At 64.1% G+C, this 15999-nt stretch carries 11 protein-coding genes; 5 read left to right on the forward strand and 6 right to left on the reverse strand.

The genetic code is table 11. The annotated features are described in order from the left end of the window. The first annotated feature begins 4 nt into the window (after positions 1 to 4). Genes mqo through cydB form a run of 3 tightly spaced genes read left to right on the forward strand, consistent with a single transcriptional unit; the run spans position 5 to position 3999 of the window. On the forward strand, positions 5 to 1582 hold the full coding sequence (mqo, locus tag CVM73_RS05380; RefSeq protein ID WP_283809890.1) for a malate dehydrogenase (quinone): 1578 nt from the start codon (positions 5 to 7) through the stop codon (positions 1580 to 1582). An 18-nt stretch (positions 1583 to 1600) separates the two neighbouring features. Continuing rightward, complete coding sequence (locus CVM73_RS05385) at positions 1601 to 3010, forward strand: cytochrome ubiquinol oxidase subunit I (RefSeq protein WP_100230966.1); 1410 nt, start codon at positions 1601 to 1603, stop codon at positions 3008 to 3010. A gap of 2 nt (positions 3011 to 3012) precedes the next feature. Then, positions 3013 to 3999, forward strand: a complete 987-nt coding sequence (cydB, locus tag CVM73_RS05390) for a cytochrome d ubiquinol oxidase subunit II (RefSeq protein ID WP_100230967.1) — start codon at positions 3013 to 3015, stop codon at positions 3997 to 3999. Positions 4000 to 4081: 82 nt separating this feature from the next. Here cydB and CVM73_RS05395 read toward each other — a convergent pair whose 3' ends face one another. Then, on the reverse strand, positions 4082 to 5329 hold the full coding sequence (locus CVM73_RS05395) for an oxalate decarboxylase family bicupin (protein ID WP_100230968.1): 1248 nt from the start codon (positions 5327 to 5329) through the stop codon (positions 4082 to 4084). A 248-nt stretch (positions 5330 to 5577) separates the two neighbouring features. On the opposite strand from CVM73_RS05395, the gene CVM73_RS05400 reads away from it, so the two are divergent. After that, a complete protein-coding gene (locus tag CVM73_RS05400) occupies positions 5578 to 7869 on the forward strand; it encodes an FdhF/YdeP family oxidoreductase (protein ID WP_100230969.1) in 2292 nt (763 codons plus the stop codon). A 24-nt stretch (positions 7870 to 7893) separates the two neighbouring features. On the opposite strand, the gene CVM73_RS05405 is transcribed toward CVM73_RS05400, so the two are convergent. The 5 genes from CVM73_RS05405 to CVM73_RS05425 form a co-directional block, all read right to left on the reverse strand. After that, the gene (locus CVM73_RS05405; RefSeq protein WP_245452218.1) at positions 7894 to 9315 is read right to left on the reverse strand and encodes a sensor histidine kinase; all 1422 of its coding nucleotides are present in this window, start codon (positions 9313 to 9315) and stop codon (positions 7894 to 7896) included. A gap of 150 nt (positions 9316 to 9465) precedes the next feature. After that, positions 9466 to 12609, reverse strand: a complete 3144-nt coding sequence (locus CVM73_RS05410; protein WP_100230971.1) for an efflux RND transporter permease subunit — start codon at positions 12607 to 12609, stop codon at positions 9466 to 9468. Then, a complete protein-coding gene (locus tag CVM73_RS05415; protein WP_100230972.1) occupies positions 12606 to 13778 on the reverse strand; it encodes an efflux RND transporter periplasmic adaptor subunit in 1173 nt (390 codons plus the stop codon). The genes CVM73_RS05410 and CVM73_RS05415 overlap by 4 nt, the downstream gene beginning before the upstream one ends. A 20-nt stretch (positions 13779 to 13798) precedes the next feature. Then, entirely contained in the window at positions 13799 to 14326 is a 528-nt protein-coding gene (locus tag CVM73_RS39650) for a hypothetical protein (protein WP_158237541.1), read from the reverse strand. 118 nt (positions 14327 to 14444) lie between these two features. Next, positions 14445 to 14804, reverse strand: a complete 360-nt coding sequence (locus tag CVM73_RS05425) for a hypothetical protein (protein ID WP_100230973.1) — start codon at positions 14802 to 14804, stop codon at positions 14445 to 14447. Between the two features lie 253 nt (positions 14805 to 15057). Between CVM73_RS05425 and CVM73_RS05430 the strand changes: the two genes are divergently transcribed. Next, the gene (locus CVM73_RS05430) at positions 15058 to 15843 is read left to right on the forward strand and encodes an alpha/beta hydrolase (protein WP_100230974.1); all 786 of its coding nucleotides are present in this window, start codon (positions 15058 to 15060) and stop codon (positions 15841 to 15843) included. The last annotated feature ends 156 nt before the right edge of the window (positions 15844 to 15999 follow it).

Consider the following 15999-nt stretch of genomic DNA (forward strand, 5'->3'; position numbering starts at 1 on the left):
GCCCATTGAGAGCAAACCATCGCCCACCAACCAAACGCAGAGAACTGCCATGCAAGGAACTTCCGAATCCGACGTCGTCCTCATTGGCGCAGGCATCATGAGCGCCACCCTTGGTGTTCTTCTCAAGGAGCTGGAGCCCTCCCTCTCGATCCAGATGCTCGAGGCCCTCGAGGATTGCGCGCTCGAAAGCTCGGATGCCTGGAACAATGCGGGCACCGGCCACGCGGCCAATTGCGAGATGAACTACACGCCGCAGCGGCCCGACGGCAGCGTCGATATCTCGAAGGCGCTCGAGGTCAATGTCGAGTTCGACCTGTCGCGGCAGTTCTGGTCCTACCTCGTCGCGCGCGGCGCGATCGCCGATCCCAGATCCTTCATTCATCCCGTGCCGCACATGAGCTTCGTGCACGGTGTCGACAACGTCGCCTTCCTCAGGAAGCGGTTCAAGGCGATGGCGGCCCATCATTGTTATGAGGGCATGGAATACAGCGAGGATCCCTCGAAGATCGCCGAATGGGCGCCGCTGGTGATGGAGGGCCGGCCCAGTGGCGATCCCGTGGCGGCGACGCGCATCATCACGGGGACCGATGTCGATTACGGTTCACTGACCCATCTTCTGGTCCATCATCTCGTCGACCAGCCGGGCTGCGCCGCGCACTACAAGAGCTGCGCCACCGATCTCGTTCGCGAGCCGGACGGCCGCTGGCGCGTCCAGGTGCGCGACACCGACAGCGGCGAGACGAGGTCCGTCCGCGCCAAGTTCGTCTTCATCGGTGCCGGCGGCGGTGCGCTGCCGTTGCTGGAGAAGTCCGGGATTCCGGAAGGGCGCGGCTATGGCGGCTTTCCGGTCAGCGGAATCTGGCTGCGCTGCGACGATCCGGAGATCAACCGGCGTCACCATGCCAAGGTCTACGGCAAGGCCGCGGTCGGCTCGCCGCCGATGTCGGTGCCGCATCTCGACACCCGCGTGATCGGCGGCGAACGCTCGCTGCTGTTCGGACCCTATGCCGGCTTCTCGAGCAAGTTCCTCAAGCACGGCTCGCTGCTCGACCTGTTCGAGTCGATCCGTCCCGCGAACGTCAAGCCGCTGCTTTCGGTGGCGCGCGATAATTTCGATCTCACCGAGTATCTGGTCGGGCAGGTGTTGCAGTCCGAGAGCCATCGTCTGGCGGCACTCGACGAATATTTCCCGAAAGCCGATCCGAAGGATTGGAGATTGCAGGTGGCGGGCCAGCGCGTCCAGATCATCAAGCCCGACGTCAAGCGCGGCGGATTGCTCGAGTTCGGCACCGAGCTCGTCGGCGCCGACGATCATTCGCTGGTCGCCCTTCTCGGCGCTTCGCCGGGAGCTTCGACTGCGGCGTTCATCGCCATCAGCGTGCTGGAGAAGTGCTTCGCCAGTGAGCTCACGGCAAGCTCCTGGCTGCCGAAGCTGAAGCAGATCATCCCGTCCTATGGCGTGTCGCTGATCAAGGACGCCGATTTCTGCCGCCAGATCCGCGCTGCGACGGCGGAGGTGCTCAAGGTCGACAACATCCCGCAGCCGGCCGCACGTGCGCCGGCGGCCGCGATTCGGGCATGAAGGGAGAAAGGACTTGCCATGGATCCGACGGCGCTTCTCCTCTCGCGGCTGCAGTTCGCCTTCACCATCTCGTTCCATATCATTTTCCCGGCGTTCACGATCGGGCTTGCCGCCTGGCTCACCGTGCTCGAAGCGATGCACCAGTACAGTGGCAGGCCCGTCTACCGGACCCTGTTCGAGTTCTGGCTCAAGATCTTCGGCGTCGCCTTCGGCATGGGCGTTGTATCGGGCGTGGTGATGGCGTTCCAGTTCGGAACGAACTGGAGCGTGCTCTCGAAGATGTCCGGGCCGATCCAGGGGCCGCTGCTGTCCTACGAGACGTTCACCGCCTTCATGCTGGAGGCGGGTTTCTTCGGTATCCTCATCTTCGGACGGCCCCGGGTACCGGCCTGGTTCTACCTGTTCTCGACCGCGATGGTCGCGCTCGGAACCACGCTGTCGGCGTTCTGGATCATGGTCAACAACAGCTGGATGCAGGTGCCGACCGGCTATGTCCTGCAAAACGGCCAGTTCGTGCCTGACGATTGGGCGCAGATCATCTTCAACCGGGTGGTCTGGGTTCGCTTTCCGCACATGCTGCTCGCGTCCTATCTCACCGGCGCCTTCTGCGTGGCGGCGACCGGCGCGTGGTATCTGCTGCGGCGGACCTATCGGGCCGAGGCGCATGTGATGCTGCGCATGGGCCTTGCGCTCGCGGCGGTGCTGCTTCCGGTGCAGCTCTTCATCGGACATCTCGTCGGCGACTACGTCCACGACTATCAGCCGGCCAAGTTCGCCGCGATCGAGGCGCGCTGGCACGACGAGCAGCCGGCCTCCGAGGTGCTGATCGCGATCCCGGATTCGACCACCGAATCGAACAGATACGCGCTATCGATTCCGGTGCTCGGGAGCATCATCGGCAGCATGAGCCTGACCTCGAAGGAGGTCGGCCTGACCAGCTTCGCGCCGCAGGACCGGCCGCCGGTGGCGATCCCGTTCTTCGCCTTCCGCATCATGGTCGGCTGCGGCTTCGTGATGCTGGGGCTGGCCTGGCTCGGGACCTGGCTCGGGCTCAAGCATCGGCTCGAGCGCAGCCGACTGCTGCTGTGGGGCATCTTCCTCAGCTTTCCGTTGCCCTGGATCGCCATCCTCACGGGCTGGTACACCGCGGAGGTCGGCCGCCAGCCGTGGACGGTCTACGGCGTATTGCGGACCGCCGATGCCGTGACGCCGTCTCTGACCGCGGCCGCCGCGACGGCTTCACTGATCCTGTTCGTTGCGGTCTATGCCTTCATCTTCTCGTTCGGGACTTACTACATCTACCGGCTGCTGCGCGCCGGCCCGGCGGGGCTCGGTGGCAAGCCCTTGCACGTTCCCGTTCCCAATCGGCCGATGTCGCTCGCCGACCAGGTGCCGGCCTCGCACAGCTATCTCGAAGCGGGAGAATAGACATGGTGATGTTCTGGGTTGCGCTGCTGGCCATCAGCATTCTGATCTATCTTCTGCTGGACGGGTTCGACCTCGGCGTCGGCATGCTGTTCGGCCTCGCCGATGGCGAGGCGAGGCGCGAGGAGATGCTGCGCACGATCGCGCCGGTCTGGGATGGCAACGAGACCTGGCTTGTCGTCGCCGGCGTGATCATGTGGGGTGCGTTCCCCGTGGTCTATGCCATGCTGATGCCCGCCTTCTACATCCCGGTCGTGGTCATGCTGCTGGGATTGATCCTGCGCGGTGTCGCGTTCGAATTTCGCGGCAAGGCCTCGCGCTCGCGCCGGATCTGGGATGTCAGCTTCACGGTGGGATCGTTTGCCGCAAGCTTCATGCAGGGCGTCATGGTCGGGGCGCTGGTCGAGGGGCTGCAATTTTCGAACGGCGAATATGTCGGCGGGACCTTCGGCTGGCTGACCGGCTTTTCGGTCTTGTGCGGGATCGGCCTGTGCTTCGGCTACGCGCTGCTCGGAGCCTGCTGGCTGGTGAGGAAGTGCGAGGGCCCGATCCGCGACGCCACGCGGCGGCAGATCCCATTGCTCGCAGTCGCAGTGTTGGCCTTCCTAGTGGTCGTCTTCACGCATGCGCTTGTCGAGCAATTGCCAATCCTGCGCCGCTGGATCGAGCGGCCCTATCTGTTCGTGTTTCCCCTCATCGGCGCCGGTGCCGCCGCAATGCTCGCTACGAGTATCCTGCGCCACGACGATTACTGGCCGTTCCACATGGTCGCACTGATCTTTGCGTCGGCCTTCGGCACGCTTGCCTTGTCGTTCTGGCCCTACATGATCCCGTTCGTCGTCACGATCGAGGAGGCGGCCGCGCCTCATGCGAGTCTCGCCTTCATGTTCTGGGGGGCGGGCCTGTTCGTGTTCCCGTTGATGCTGCTCTATGTCGCGGTGGGTTATCGCGTCTTCCGCGGCAAGACGGCTGCGGCGGCGGATCACTACTGACGGCTACACGCTCGAACCTCGAATGAAACGAAAGGCGCCGTTTCCGGCGCCTTTCTCGTTGAGGCCTCTCGTTGGGCTTCATTCAGGACTTTGGCATGACGCCAGGACTGTTGTCTGGCCATTGGGCGATCAGCTTCTCGTCGATGTTGAAATGCTGGGCCACCAGCTTGGGCGGCGTGTGCGTCAGCCAGTTGGAGAGCGAGACCTCCTCGTAGCGCGGCGCACGGAAGACGCTGACGAGCTGTAGCTCGGTGTCGCCGACATTCTCCACATAGTGGCCGAGATTGCGCCGGACATAGCCGATGTCGCCGGCCGAGAAATCCGTCGTCAGCGCGTTCGGACCGGTGTCGAACACCGTCATCCGCGCCTTGCCCTTGATGTAGTACTGCCACTCGTCGGCGTTCGGATGCCAGTGCATTTCGCGGACCGCTCCCGGCGGCATCGTCACCAGGGCCGCGGCGACGGTGGTGGCCACCTTGAAGTTGCTGCTGTCGGCAACGCGGATGCTTCCGGCGGAGCTCTCCTTGACCGGGGTCGAGCTGCCGAGTGAGTGGACGAACGGGTAGGGCGGCGCTTCGGCGTGCCTTGCGACTGCGGCGCGATCTGCGGCGAGATCGCCGGGCACCGTTCCCTGGAAGATCCAGAGATTGTGCAGCGGGATCTTCGCGAAGGCCTCGGCCGGGACGCCGAAATTCTTCGCCAGGACCTCGGGCGGGGTATGGGCCAGCCAATCCGTCACCAGCAGCGTGTTGAACTCATTGGCGTGGCCGTCATCGAAGCAGATCACGAATTCGCAGCCGTCGGGGCCCAGTCCCTGCAGCGAATGCGGCGCGCCCGGCGGAAAATACCAGAGGTCGCCGGCTTTGAGGTCGGCGACATAGGGGCGTCCCTGGGTGTCGAGCACCGTGATGCGGCAGGTGCCATAGGTCATGATCGCCCATTCAGCGGCCTGATGCCAGTGCAGCTCGCGGATGCCGCCGGCAGACAGCCGCATGTTGACGCCGGAGATCTCCTTGGAGATGGCGAAGTCCTCGACGGTGACCTGACGGGCCCAGCCGCCATTCTGGATGCGCTTCGGTGCATTGTTGAATGAAGCCCAATCCATCGGCAGCCCGCCGACGTCGGTCGCCGGCGGGGTTTGCATGGAGGGGAATTGCTTGGCGAGGGCCGGATTCTGCGGACCGGGATCGCTAAGGCTTCCCGGACTCCTGGCGTTTACGGCGCCCTGCGGCGGCTCGTCCGGATTGCCGAAGCTTGCGGCTTGCGCACTGGAGCCGACCATGGCGGCACCTGCCGCGGACATGGCCAGCACGTCACGTCGTGAAAACATGTTGGGTCGCTCCTGAAAATTGTCGAAAGCCCTCTCGCGACGGGGCTCCAACCGCCGACCCTAGTTTCCGCTTGTCGTTTCAGCTTCCGGGAACGGCGCTCTTTTTGCCGGAATGCACTGGCTGCTGCGGCCAGCCGTCCGGGTTCGAGCGTGTGCAATTGAGAAATCCGGCTTCGTTTTGAAAAGACGGCGCTGCCCGCGCGATCCTTAACTGGCCTGAAAGAAGCGCAAGATCGAGAGATGTCGAGATGACCACGAAATCGGTTCGTCCCTACCGTGAACCAGCCGGCGGCTGGGGCGCGCTCAAGGCCCTCAGCGAGGCGCTTCTGGTCCAACGCGTGCCGCTGAAGGGCGCGGCGACGCTGAGCAGGATGAACCAGCCGGAAGGCTTTGATTGCCCCGGCTGCGCATGGCCCGATCCGAAGCACACCTCGTCATTCGAATTCTGCGAGAACGGTGGCAAGGCGATCGCCTGGGAGGCAACCTCAAAGCGCTGCACTCCTGAATTCTTCGCCGAGCATACCGTCACCGAGCTCGCGAGCTGGAGCGACTATGATCTCGAAATGGTCGGGCGGCTCACGCATCCGATGGCCTATGATGCCGCATCCGACCGCTATCTTCCGGTGGAATGGAGCGATGCGTTCGACATGATCGGACGGGAGCTCAGGGCGTTGCCGGACCCGAACATGGCGGAGTTCTATACATCCGGGCGGACCTCGAACGAGGCAGCCTTCCTCTATCAGCTGTTCGTGCGCGAATACGGCACCAACAATTTCCCCGACTGCTCGAACATGTGCCATGAGGCGACCAGCGTCGGCCTGCCGCACTCGCTCGGGGTCGGCAAGGGCACCGTGCTGTTGGAGGATTTCGACAAGGCCGATTGCATCTTCATCTTCGGCCAGAATCCGGGCACCAACAGCCCGCGGATGATGACCAGCCTGCGCAATGCGGCGCGCCGCGGCGCATCGATCATCTCGTTCAACCCGTTTCGCGAGCGTGCGCTGGAGCGATTCCAGGCGCCGCAGAGCCCGGTCGAGATGATCACGCTGTCGTCGACGGCGATCAGCTCAAAGCTGTTCCAGGTGCGGGTCGGCGGCGATGTCGCCGTCCTCAAGGGGATCATGAAGATCCTGGTCGAAGCGGACGAGGCCGTCCGTGCCGCCGAGCAGCCGGAGATCCTGGACTGGGACTTCATTCGTGGTCACACCGTCGGCGTTGAAGCGCTGATCGACGACCTCAAGCGCACGCAATGGCCCGACATCGAACGTCAGTCCGGCCTGACGCGCGAGGACATGGAGTATGCGGCCGGCGCCTATGTGAAGGCAGAGCGTGCCATCATCGTCTACGGCATGGGCATCACCCAGCACTGGCGCGGCGCGCACAACGTGCAGCAGATCGCCAATCTCGCGCTGCTGCGCGGCAATGTCGGGCGCGAAGGCGCCGGCGTCTGCCCGGTTCGCGGTCATTCCAACGTGCAGGGCGATCGCACCGTGGGGATCACCGAGGTTCCCACGGCGGACTTCCTCGAGCGCCTGGAGCAACGCTTCGGCTTCAAGCCGCCGTCCGCGCCGGGACACAACGTCGTCACCGCGCTGGAGGCCATGATCCGCGGCGAGGTGAAGGCCTTCTTCGCGATGGGCGGCAATTTCGCCGCAGCCATTCCGGACTGGCAGGCGACGCAGGCGGCCCTTGGCAAGCTCGATCTGACCGTCCATGTCTCGACCAAGCTCAACCGCAGCCACCTGATCCACGGCCGCGCCGCGCTGATCCTGCCATGCCTCGGACGCACCGAGGTCGACATTCAGGAAACAGGACCGCAGTCGATCACGGTGGAGGACTCGATGTCGATGGTGCATGCGTCCGGCGGCCGCAACAAGCCTGCGTCGGAGCATCTCCGCAGCGAGGTCGCGATCATTGCCGGCGTCGCCAAGGCGACGCTGGGCGAACGCACGGTGGTCGACTGGGACGGCTTCGTTGCCGACTACGACCGGATCCGCGATGCGATCGAGGCGGTGTTCCCGATCTTCCAGGGCTACAATGCCCGTATTCGTGTCCCTGGCGGCTTTCACCTCACCTCGACGGCGCGCGAGCGGATCTGGGCGACGCCGTCGGGCAAGGCGAATTTCCTGGTCTTCCCGGGCTGCGGCGAAGATCCGCCGCAGAGTGATCCCGATTTCCTCTGGCTCACCACCATCCGCAGCCACGACCAGTACAACACCACGCTCTACTCGATGTCCGACCGCTACCGCGGTGTGTTCGGCCAGCGGGACGTGGTCTTCCTTAGCGAGTATGAGCTGAAGAAGCGGGGACTAGCCGACGGCGATCGCGTCGACCTGATCACCGCATCGACCGATGGCGCCGAGCGGATCGTGCGCAACTTCCGCGTCGTGGCCTATGCGTTCCCGACCGGCTGCTGTGCGGCGTACTATCCGGAGACCAATCCGCTGGTCCCGCTCTATGCCCGCGATCCTCTCAGCTTCACGCCGTCATATAAGGGCGTTCCGATCCGCCTGGTGCGCTCGGCTGCGACCGGGGAATAGAGCCAAGCGCCGGAGACGTTGCGGTTACGTATCGCAGCGCGGCGAATCCACTGGAATGGAGACCGGCAGCGTGAACCAGAAGCGGGCTCCGCCCTGCGCGCCGCTGCCTTCCGAGCCGATCCGTCCTCCATGCGCTTCGACGATCGACCGGCAGATGGACAGTCCCATGCCCATCCCGCTCTCCTTGGTCGTGAAGAAGCTGTCGAACAGCCGATCGACATCTTCGGCGACGATGCCGGGACCGTTGTCCTCGACGGAGCAGCACAATGTCGACGCGTCCGGCATGACCGTACTGATGACGATTCGACGATCGTCGTATCCAGCCTGCATCATCGCCTGCACCGCGTTGATGGCCAGATTGACGATCACTTGCTGGAGCTGGGTGCGGTCACCGAGCACCTGCGGCGCGCTCGGGTCGGGCCGGTGCACGATCGTCACCGCGTGGGATTCGAGCTCATGTCGGAGAAAGAGAAGCGCTTCGCGGATGATTTCGTCAAATGACAGGAACGTCTGCTCGGCGGCCCTTCTGGAAGCCATTCCGCGAACACGTGCCACGATGTTTGCCGCCCGCTGCGCATCCACGACGATGTTTTCGATGGTCTTGCGGACCTCGACGATATCGGGAGATGGCCTATTCAGCCAACGGAGTCCGGCGGCCCCATTGGTCGCGATAGCCGCGAGGGGCTGATTGACTTCATGGGCGATCGACGCGGTGAGCTCGCCGAGCATCGAGACCCGCGCGGTATGCGCGAACTCGGCCTGCACCTGCTGCAGCTTCTGCTGGGCGCGAACACGCTGTGAGATGTCGATCGTGCCGACCAGGCTTATGTCGAGATCATTGATAGGGCCGACGCGCGCGGTCGTGAAGAGAACGTCGACGATGCGACCGTCCCACGTGACCATCCTGGTCTCTTCCTCGAAGTTCGTCTCGCCGCGATAGCGGGACTCCATCGCCCGTCGGAACGTATCGGGCCGTTCCTTCCAGGTGTCGGCCATGGAACGCCCGACAAAGTCTTCGACGCCTCCCCCGAACATCTGGATGGCTCGTTCGTTGGCCTCCTGAAACGAGAGCGCATCCATGCAGGTGCGGAGGAATTCGGGATGGCTGTCGAAATAGGCGCCGAGATCCTTGACGCCCTCGGCGCGCAATTTCCGAAAAAGCACGACCAGCCCGCTGGCGTCGAGCTGCCGGAGCGCGATCGGCATGCGGGTGAACAAATGGCGGTAACGCTGCTCGCTGCGCTCCAGCTCGACATGGGCCTTCTTCAGGGCCGTGATATCCATGATCGCGCCGACGAGCGTTAGCGAAGCGGCCAGAAAAGCGGCGAAAGCGATCGCCGTGAAATTGTCTCCGAGCAGTGAGCAGGCGAAGGACAGCAGGGTCAAAACAAGGCTGCCCCAGGCCCACAGGAGAATGCGATCCTGTATTGTCTGGATCGGCAGCACGCGGCGCCACCATCGCTGGGGCTGTACGGGGTTAGAGCCATCCAGGCGCTCAGACGTCATCCCGGAGATTTACCGCGGTGCGGAACGGCGCGTCTTTTGCGTTTTCACAGACATTGTCAAAACGCACGACGCTGCTGGTGTGGGAGCTTCTCAAACGGATTCGTGGCTCAATCCCGTCTCTGCCTCGGTCGTGGATGGTGTGGATGTCTCGGCCGCGTGCGGCTTGCGTCCGGTCAGCCAGTTGCCGAGCCGATCGAGATAGAGATAGACGACGGGCGTGGTGTAGAGCGTCAGGATCTGCGACAGCATCAGGCCTCCGACGATCGTGTAGCCGAGCGGCTGGCGCAGCTCCGCACCGGTACCGGAGCCGATCATCAGCGGCACGCCGCCGAGCAGCGCCGCCATCGTCGTCATCAGGATCGGGCGGAAGCGCAGCGTGCAGGCCTGGTAGATCGCTTCTTCTGGGCTGAGCCCATGCTGGCGCTCCACCTCGAGCGCGAAATCGACCAGCATGATGCCGTTCTTCTTGACGATGCCGATCAAGAGGATGATGCCGATGATGGCGATGACGCTGAGATCCATGTGGACGGCTAGCAGTAGCAATAGCGCGCCAATGCCGGCCGAAGGCAGGGTCGACAGGATCGTGATCGGATGGATCAGGCTCTCATAGAGGACGCCGAGAATGATGTAGATCACGATCAGCGCCGCCTCGATCAACAGCGGCGTGCCCGATAGCGAGGACTGGAAGGCCTGGGCATTGCCCTGGAACGAGGTCGACAGCGAGGCGGGCTTGCCGGTGTCCTTCTCGATCTTCTGGATTGCCGTCACCGCATCGCCCAGCGCGACGCCTGGCCGCAGGTTGAACGAGATCGTCACCGACGGAAACAGGCTCTGGTGATTGATCAGGATCGGCGCGGGCTTGATGACGGCGTGAACCAGCGTGCTGAGCGGGACCTGCTGGCCGGTGGCCGAGTTCAGGTAGATGTCCTTGAGCGCTTCAGGGCCGTACTGGAAGCGCGGATCGACCTCCATCACGACATGGTACTGGTTCAGCGAGGTGAACATGGTGGAGACGATGCGCTGGCCGAAGGCGTCGTCGAGCGCATTGTCGATCGTCGTGGGCAGGATGCCGAAGCTGGAGGCGACCTCGCGATTGACGGTGACCTCCAGCCTCGGACCGGAATTGGCCTGGTCGCTGGCGACGTCGGTGATGAGGTCGAGCGCGCGCAGCTTCTCCAGGAAGATCGCCGACCAGTGGGTGAGCTCGTTGGAATCCGCATCCGTCAGTGTGTACTGATATTGCGTCTTCGACAGGCGCGCCCCGATGGTGATGTCCTGCGCCGCCTGCATGTAGAGCGTGATGCCCTGGATATGGGCGAGCCGCGGGCGCAGCCGATCGATGATTTGGTCGGCGCTCGCCTTGCGCTCCGGCTTCGGCTTCAGGACGATGAAGATGCGCCCCTGGTTGAGCGTCGCGGTCGGGCCACCCGGACCGATATAGCTCGCCACCGACTGGATCGCCGGATCCTTCGACAGGATGTCGACGATAGCCTGCTGGCGTTCGGACATGGCGGGGAAGGAGATGTCCTGGGCGGCCTCGGTGATGCCGACGATCTGCCCGGTGTCCTGCTGCGGGAAAAATCCCTTGGGAATGATCACATAGAGATATCCGGTCAACGCGACGGTCGAGAGCATCACGAGCAGCGTCACGAAGCGATGGCGCAGCACGACGCGCAAGCCCCGCGCATAGAGCGAAAGCAGGGCATCGAAGCCGCGCTCGAACAAGAGATAGAGCCGGCCGTGCTTCTTCCGCGAATCGTCCTTCAGCAGGCGGGCACACATCATCGGCGTCAGGGTGAGCGAGATGACCAGCGACAGCAGCAGTGAGGCGGTGATGGTTACGGCGAATTCCTGGAACAGCTTGCCGACGTAACCGCCCATCAGGAACAGCGGGATGAACACCGCGATCAGCGACAGGGTGATGGAGACGATCGTGAAGCCGATCTCGGCGGAGCCTTTGAGCGCCGCCTCCATCGGCGTCATGCCCTGCTCGAGATGGCGCACGATGTTCTCGATGACGACGACGGCATCGTCCACTACGAAGCCGACCGCGATCGACAAGGCCATCAGCGAGAGGTTGTCGAGGCTGTAGCCGAGCACGTAGAGGACCGCGAACGTTCCGATCAGCGCCAGGGGAACCGTGATCGCCGGGATGATTGTGGCCCAGAAATTCCGCAAGAAAAGAAATATGACCATCACCACCAAGGCGACCGTCAAGAGCAGCGTGAATTGCACGTCGGAAACGGCAGCGCGGATGGTGGCGGTGCGATCGGCTGCGATGGTCACCTTGATCGCGGGCGGAACGGAGGCTTGCAGTTGCGGCAGCAGCTTCTTGATGCGGTCGACCGTCTCGATGACGTTGGCGCCGGGGACGCGCTGGACGGCCAGAATGATGGCGCGATCCTTGCCGTACCAGCCCGCCAGGAGATCGTTTTCGGGCGCCTCGATCGCGGTGCCGACGTCGCGGATCCGCACCGGCGAGCCGTTGCGATAGGCGATGATGAGGTCTTCGTAGGCGGAAGGCTTCAGCAGCTGGTCGTTGGTGTTCAGCGTGTAGGTGACGCGCGGGCTGTTGAGCGTGCCCTTCGGCAGATCGACATTGGCGCCGGCGATGACGTTGCGGACGTCCTCGAGGCCGATGCCGCGGGCGGCGAGTGCCTGCGGATTGACGCGAACACGGATCGCGGGTTTCTGCTGGCCGCCGATGCCGACGAGGCCGACACCAGGCACTTGCGAAATCTTCGGCAGCAGGATGTTTTCGGCATAGGCGTCCACCGTCGTCAGCGGCAGCGAGTCCGACGTCAGCGCGATCAGCATGATCGGCGTCTCCGCGGGATTCACCTTCCGGATCGTCGGCGGGTAGGGGATGTTCGGCGGCAGGAAGGGGCTCGCGGCATTGATCGCGGCAAGCACGTCCACCGCCGCGCTGTCCACCGTCCGCGACAGCTCGAACTGCACCGTGAGCTGGGCGACGCCGAGCGCACTGGACGAGGTGAGCTGCGTCACGCCGGGAATCTGGCTGAGCTGCTGCTCGAGCGGTGTGGCGAGGGACGAGGCGATGGTGCCTGGATCGGCGCCGGGCAGCTGCGCCGAGATCTGGATCGTCGGGTAATTGACGTTCGGCAGCGCACCGACCGGCAACAGTGGATAGGCCGCAAGGCCGCACAGCAGCAGGCCGGCCATCAGCAGCGCGGTTGCAATCGGCCGCAGGATGAAGGGCGCGGAGAGGTTCATGGGATCGCGTCTTGCACGGCGCTCTGCAGGTCGGCTTCCTGCGCGGCCTTGCCATGCAGCTGGCGGACGCGGCTGCCTTCCGTCAACCGGTACTGACCGTCGACCACGACGACGTCACCTGACTTCAGCCCCTGGTCGATCAGTGCCTGGCCATCGCTGATCTGTGCGACGTGAACGGGGCGCAAGGCGGCCGTCTGATCTGCGGACACGACGTAGACATAGCTGCCGTTCGGTCCCTGCTGCACGGCCGAGCCCGCGACAGTGAGCGCGTCCTTCTGAATCTCGAGCAGCAGGCGCGCGTTCACCAGCTGGCCCGGCCACAGCCGGTGCTCACGATTCGGAAACACCGCCTTGAGCTGGACGGTGCCGGTCGTCCCCGCGATCTCATTGTTGACCAGCAGCAGCGTGCCTTCGTCGAGCTTCATCTTGTTGTCCTGGCTGTAGGCGATGACCTTCAGTGATCCCTTTGCGGCGTGCTCCTGGATCACCGGCAGGTCGGTCTGCGGCAGGGTGAACAGCAGCGAGATAGGCTCGATCTGCGTGACGACGACCAGACCGTTGGGATCGGTCGGATGGATCACGTTGCCGATGTCGATCTGGCGCACGCCGGTGATGCCGGGGATGGCCGACGTCAGGCGCGTGTAGCTCAGCTGGACGTTGGCCTGATCGATCTGCGCCTGGTCGGCCGTCACGGCAGCCTTGAGCTGCGCCACCTGCGCCGTCTGCGTTTCGATCAGTTGCGGGGTCGCATAGCCCTTGTCGCCGAGCTGATTGTAGCGTGAGAGATTGGCCTCGGCATTCGCAAGCTGCGCCTGGTCCCTGTCGCGGTTGGCCGTCAGCTGCTCGATCTGTGCCTGGTAAGGGCGCGGGTCGATCTGGGCGAGCAGGTCGCCGGCCTTGACGGTCTGTCCCTCGGTGAAGGCGATCTTGACGATCTGCCCCTGAATCTGGCTACGCACGACGTCGGTGTTGTAGGCGATCACGGTGCCGATGCCGCGCAGGTAGATCGGAACGTCCTTGCCGGTGACGGTGGCAGCGACGATCGGCACGACGACCGGCACCGGCGCGGCGGCCACGGCCGGCCTGCGGTCGGTGCCGAAGAACCAGAGAGCTGCGCCGATCAGGATCGCGGCGAGCGCAACCAGTGCAATGGTGAGGTTCCGTTTCACGGTAATGGTCCTTCCTGATCTCAGGGATTGCCGGAACCGCTGATTGAGCTCGTGCTGCCCATGGACGTAGGGCCGGGCACCGGTACGGAGGGGCTGATTCCGCCGCCGCCGAGCTCGGTAGATCCGAGCGGAATCCCGACGCGTCCGACCGTCGATGTCGAAGGAGGCAACGGCGACTGAGTCGTCGTGCCGCTGGGGCAGCCGAGTGACGAGCTTCCGGAAAGCCCGCCGCCGTCGAACAGGGCTCCAGACGATCCGGCATTGTCGGATACGGCGCAGTTCGTCATCCCTTGCGAAGGATTGATTGGCGATATTCCGGGCGTTGCGATTTCGGTCGCGCCCAGCGGAATGCCTGCAGGCCGCGTCGAGCCCAGGTTGAGCGGCGAGGTTGCGGACATGCCGACGGAGGGCTGCGTCATCGGAAGCGTCATTTGCGCATTTGCTGCGACCGGGATCAGCCAGATCAGGCCAGTTGCGAGCGCCACGCCCAGATGCATCGATGCAAATCGGCGGCATCCGAACCTATTCGATGAGAGCTGTTCTCGCATGGGCTGCTCCGGATCCTTTCATTTGCGCGGGACGATAGGGAGCGGCCGGCGTGCCGGTATTCCCTGAACGCACGTCCCGCTGTCTGGCTGCACGATCGAAAGGGCGGTCCCTCCAGGATCAATGGGGCCGCTTCTGAAGCAGCAGCGTTGCCTCGGACAGCTCCCGGCGGCATGTGGCGATGTCGTGGGAACGGTCGGCGGCGCGCGCGCGGTCGAGTGCATCGAGCGCGAGCTGTAGGTGCACTCCGCTTTGACCTTCCGCCTGCGCCAGCGACCGCGGCGTGGGCTGATGACCGCGCAGTGCATCGAGGCTCTCCGGGCCCCAGCCATGTACGCCGGCAATCTTCTCAATGGCTGCGTCCAGCTGTGCCTGAACATGCCCGATCGACCTCTCGCAAGACGCAGCACGAGCCGGGGATGCCGCCTCCAGGAGGATTATAGTGACAGCCGCAATCTGGATGAGTGAATTCGATGTCATTCTCGATCCTTCGTGGCGGTAATGAACGTTTGTCTCGAATGACACAACCGATACGCGCCGTCTTTCGCTTGCGAACGCTGGCCGTTTCGCATGCGCACGAGGTCGTGCCATCAGAGAAATCGGACGAGGGCTGGATCAGAACTGCGGCGGACACTGCCCGGGCGTGCGAAGTGGCAAGGGCCGTTGTTTGCCGAAATACGTGAGCGAGCGGCCAACCTAGTGTCGCATCATTCCAACCCGGAGTGATCCCGACATGAAACACCTCAATGCAGGTCTCGCCTTTGCTGCCGCCCTTTCCGTGTTCGCGAGCGTCGCCCCGGCGCGTGCAGAACCCTTGAAGAACATCGTCCTGGTCCACGGCGCCTGGGTGGACGCGTCCGGCTGGAAGCCGGTCTACGAGATCCTGACCAAGGAAGGTTTCCATGTCACCATGGTCCAGGAGCCCGAAACGTCGTTCGCCGACGATGTCACCGCAGCAAAGCGGATTCTCGATCTCCAGAATGGTCCGACACTTCTCGTCGGCCATAGCTATGGCGGCTCGATCATCACCGAGGCCGGCGTCCATCCCAACGTCGTCGGCCTCGTCTACGTCGCCGCACACGCCCCTGACGTCGGCGAGGACGAATCGGCGCTCGGCAAGAAGACGCCGAGCGTGCTCGGCAAGACCGAAGGCGTCATCAAGGTCACGCCCGACAAGTTCACCTATCTCGATCCCGTGCAATTCCCGAAGCTGTTTGCACCCGATCTGCCGCGCGAGCGCGCCGAGTTCGTGGCGCGCTCCCAGGTCCCGGCCGCGGCGCAGGTGTTCAGCACGCCGCTGACGGCGGCTGCATGGAAGACCAAGCCGAGCTGGGGCATCGTCGCCGGCGGCGACCAGATCATCAATCCCGATCTGGAGCGCTGGTACTACGAGCGTGCCAAGAGCCACACCACCGTGATCCCGGGCGCCAGCCACTCTGTCTACGAGTCGCATCCGAAGGAAGTGGCGGCCGTCATCACTCGCGCCGCACGCAGCACCGATCAACCGGCTACCCGCTGACGACGTGTTTTGCCGGTCCTGACGCACGGCCGGCGGAAGGAAGGACGGCGGGAGCGGCAGCACTCCCGCCGGCCTGACCGCCAACCCCGGAGAATTCCATGACCGTGATCGAGACGACCGGCGCCAGTCCCGGACTGGACTGTGGCGGTGAGGCGC

It is taken from the genome of Bradyrhizobium forestalis, from assembly GCF_002795245.1.
GTDB classification, from domain to species: domain Bacteria; phylum Pseudomonadota; class Alphaproteobacteria; order Rhizobiales; family Xanthobacteraceae; genus Bradyrhizobium; species Bradyrhizobium forestalis.

Coding starts and splice junctions, on each gene's coding strand:
- CVM73_RS39650 (WP_158237541.1), bottom strand. CDS start 14,326: ATGCGAGAACAGCTCTCATCGAATAGGTTCGGATGCCGCCGATTTGCA.
- CVM73_RS05410 (WP_100230971.1), bottom strand. CDS start 12,609: ATGAACCTCTCCGCGCCCTTCATCCTGCGGCCGATTGCAACCGCGCTG.
- CVM73_RS05400 (WP_100230969.1), top strand. CDS start 5,578: ATGACCACGAAATCGGTTCGTCCCTACCGTGAACCAGCCGGCGGCTGG.
- CVM73_RS05395 (WP_100230968.1), bottom strand. CDS start 5,329: ATGTTTTCACGACGTGACGTGCTGGCCATGTCCGCGGCAGGTGCCGCC.
- cydB (WP_100230967.1), top strand. CDS start 3,013: ATGGTGATGTTCTGGGTTGCGCTGCTGGCCATCAGCATTCTGATCTAT.
- CVM73_RS05430 (WP_100230974.1), top strand. CDS start 15,058: ATGAAACACCTCAATGCAGGTCTCGCCTTTGCTGCCGCCCTTTCCGTG.
- CVM73_RS05385 (WP_100230966.1), top strand. CDS start 1,601: ATGGATCCGACGGCGCTTCTCCTCTCGCGGCTGCAGTTCGCCTTCACC.
- CVM73_RS05425 (WP_100230973.1), bottom strand. CDS start 14,804: ATGACATCGAATTCACTCATCCAGATTGCGGCTGTCACTATAATCCTC.